A 2,757-nucleotide genomic window follows, 5' to 3' on the forward strand; every position below is an offset into this window, starting at 1 on the left:
ACACGCTGTCCTGGACCGGTGACCTCGCGATGGGTGCGGTCGAGACGATCACCTACTCGGTGACCGTGACCGATGAGGGTGATGACGACGTGACCAACGTCGTCACCAGCGACGACCCGCGCGGGGTCTGCGACGAGGCCGTCGGGTGTGAGGAGCAGCACTTCAAGGGCGGCTTCTCCTACGCCAAGGTCTCCGACCCGGCCACGGGCTCGACCGTGGAGGTCGGTGACGTGGTGGAGTACACCGTGACGGTGACCCAGCGCGGTCAGGCCGCGGTGGACGGGGCCTCGGTGGTCGACGACCTGTCCGACGTCCTGGACGACGCCAGCTACAACGGCGACGCGGAGGCCTCGGTCGGTGAGGTCGCCGTGGACGGCGAGACGCTGTCCTGGACCGGTGACCTGGCCGAGGACGCGGTCGTCACGATCACCTACTCGGTGACCGTGACCGACTCCGGGGACGACCTGCTGGCCAACGTGGTCACCAGCGAGGACCCGCGCGGCACCTGCGAGGTGGAGATCGGCTGTGAGACCGAGCACCCGAAGGAGGCCGGCGACCTCGGTGCCGGTGACCTCGGTCCGGACGAGCCGGGCACCGACGGGCAGCTGCCCGCCACCGGTGCCCCCGACGTCCTGGCTCCGCTGGTCGGTGGTCTGCTCCTGCTCCTCACCGGCGCGCTGGTGGTCTGGCGCCGCCGGAGCGTGACGGACCGGATCGGAGGCTGAGAGCACGCACCTGCGGGTGAGCCGTCAGCGGTCCACCGACCGCCGGCCCTCACCCGCAGGTGATCGGCCGGGACCCCCGGCCCCCGAACGGGGGTCCTGGCAGCATGACGAGACGTTCCCCCGAGGCGCACCGCGACCCAACCGGTGCCGCCTCGGGGGAGCTCTCGTGTCAGGGCTCAGTCGGTCGGGCGGACGCGGACCCGCAGGGAGCGGGGGACGACCTCGATCTGGAACGCGGTCACCTCGCCGTAGCTGTCGCCGTCCAGCTCGAACGGCTCGGGGTGGCGCAGGGCGACGATCACCTTCTTGCCGGTGAGGTAGCGCAGCGCACGCACCGACTTCTGCGCGCCCTGCAGCCGGCGACCCACCTCGGTGCGGTTGAGGACGTAGTTCTCGACCACCACCTTCGCCCAGATCTGCAGCCAGCCGAAGAACCCGTCAGGACGCAGCGCGACGATGTCGAGCAAGCCGTCGTCCAGCGTCGCCTCGGGCAGCAGCACGATGTTGCCGGGCAGGTTGCCGCAGTTGCCGATGAGCAGGGTGTGCATGTTGCGGGTGCGCTGGGGCTCGGCGTCGACGCCGATCCGCATCCGGATCCGGTTGCCGCCGCGCAGGGCGTTGGCGATCGCCCGCGCGTAGGCCAGCCACCCGATCTTCTTCTTCAGCTCCTCGTCGGTGTGCTCGATCATCTGCGCGTCCAGCCCGAGCCCGGCCAGCACGACGAAGGCGAGCTCCTCCTCGGTGCCGTCCTTGCGCCGGATCCGCGCCATCCCGACGTCGATGGACCGGTCCTCGCCGGCGAAGGCGGTGCTCACCGCCTGGGTCAGGTCCTTCAGCTCCAGGTCGAGGTTGCGGGCGAGCAGGTTGCCGGTGCCCGAGGGCAGCAGGCCCAGCGCGACGTCGGAGCCGATCAGCCCCTGCGTCACCGCCCGGACGGTGCCGTCACCGCCGGCGGCGATCACCATGTCGACGCCCTGCTCGACCGCCTGCCGGGCCATCGACTCGCCCGGGTCGTCGGCGGTGGTCTCGATCCAGCTGGTCTCGCCCCAGGACGCCTCCTCCGCGGCGGCGTCGACCGTCGCCCGCAGCACCTCCAGGTCGACCTTGGTCGGGTTGTAGACGACGGCGGCCCGCGGCGGCGGGTTCTCCTCGCGGGTGTCGGCCTCACGTACCTGCTCCGCGGTCGCGGACGCGGCGTGCTCGGGGGAGGTGGAGCTGTCCGGGTCGGCGCTGGTGCGGGGCTTCGCGGGCTCGGGCCCGGGCTCGTCGGAGCGGGTCATGCGGCCCAGACTCCCACAGCGCGGCCCGCGTCCCGCCGCCACGACGTGGTGCGGCTCACCGTCGCAGCTCCGTCTCCTCCAGGCGCAGCTGCACGGTCCGCCCGTCCTCCCAGGTGTTGGCTCCTGGCGCCACCTCCGGCTCGGGGATGTCGGCGCGGCGCCGCCGCTTCTGCTCGGTGGAGACGCCCAGCCGGTCGTCGCGCTCGCGCACCAGCTCCTCGCGCAGCTGGCCCTCGCCGGTGAAGGCCATCATCAGCTGCGGGATGCCGTAGGGGAAGTCCTCGTCGCGGTCGTACTGCCAGGTGTGGAAGGTCTTGCCGTAGGTGCGGACGAGGTCCTCGAAGTAGGCGTGCTCGGCGATCTCCGGGACGCCCGGGGCCACCAGGGTGCCCGAGCGCACCTCGTGGTGGTGGCTGTGCCACAGCCGCTTCTCCTCCTCGGGCAGGCTGCGGAAGCGTTCCTCGCTGACGATGTACTCGATGCCGATCAGGCGGGCGTCGGGGGCGTTGCGGTCGAAGATCACGCACTGGTGCAGGTCGTGGCGCAGGTGGATGCAGAAGTGGCTCGCCTCCACCTGCCGGCCCATCTCGTCGGCGTACATGTGGAAGCCGTTGAGGTAGGTGCTCATCGACTCCAGCGGGTACTTGCGCTGCAGCACCGAGGAGCTGACGTCGAGCACGCGGTGCGCCAGCGGGTGGCCGCGCCCGGCGCGCAGCGTCGCCAGCACCTTCCGCCCGAGCAGGGCCGCCCCC

At 71.7% G+C, this 2,757-nt stretch carries 3 protein-coding genes; 1 reads left to right on the plus strand and 2 read right to left on the minus strand.

From position 1 onward, the window contains the following. On the plus strand, positions 1-725 hold a 725-nt coding region (locus DVA66_RS19155), incomplete at its 5' end, for a DUF7927 domain-containing protein (protein ID WP_114561434.1). Positions 726-901: 176 nt separating this feature from the next. On the opposite strand, the gene DVA66_RS19160 is transcribed toward DVA66_RS19155, so the two are convergent. Together DVA66_RS19160 and DVA66_RS19165 are read right to left on the minus strand one after the other, a co-directional pair. Beyond that, complete coding sequence (locus tag DVA66_RS19160) at positions 902-2,005, minus strand: diacylglycerol/lipid kinase family protein (RefSeq protein ID WP_114561435.1); 1,104 nt, start codon at positions 2,003-2,005, stop codon at positions 902-904. A gap of 55 nt (positions 2,006-2,060) precedes the next feature. Beyond that, positions 2,061-2,757 (minus strand): OBAP family protein (locus tag DVA66_RS19165; protein ID WP_198671955.1); only part of this gene is annotated, 697 nt, incomplete at its 5' end.

This window comes from Desertihabitans aurantiacus (genome assembly GCF_003344635.1).
Lineage (GTDB): Bacteria > Actinomycetota > Actinomycetes > Propionibacteriales > Propionibacteriaceae > Desertihabitans > Desertihabitans aurantiacus.